This window comes from Pseudomonas sp. yb_9, assembly GCF_043103635.1.
Classification (GTDB): Bacteria; Pseudomonadota; Gammaproteobacteria; order Pseudomonadales; family Pseudomonadaceae; genus Aquipseudomonas; species Aquipseudomonas monteilii.
Window position 1 is genome coordinate 1 of sequence record NZ_JBICKA010000060.1, and the last position, 386, is coordinate 386.

The following is a 386-nucleotide window of genomic DNA, read 5'->3' on the forward strand; positions in this document are numbered from 1 at the left end:
CTGGAATCCTTGAGAGATCAGGGAGTGCTCGAAAGAGAACCAGTACACAGGTGCTGCATGGCTGTCGTCAGCTCGTGTCGTGAGATGTTGGGTTAAGTCCCGCAACGAGCGCAACCCTTGTCATTAGTTGCTACGAAAGGGCACTCTAATGAGACTGCCGGTGACAAACCGGAGGAAGGTGGGGATGACGTCAAGTCCTCATGGCCCTTATGGGTAGGGCTTCACACGTCATACAATGGTACATACAGAGCGCCGCCAACCCGCGAGGGGGAGCTAATCGCAGAAAGTGTATCGTAGTCCGGATTGTAGTCTGCAACTCGACTGCATGAAGTTGGAATCGCTAGTAATCGCGGATCAGCATGTCGCGGTGAATACGTTCCCGGGTC

General features: G+C 53.9%; 1 rRNA gene. It reads left to right on the forward strand.

Annotation, left to right across the window (positions count from 1 at the left end):
• Positions 1–386, forward strand: a 16S ribosomal RNA gene (locus ACF8MI_RS17170); the annotation flags it as partial.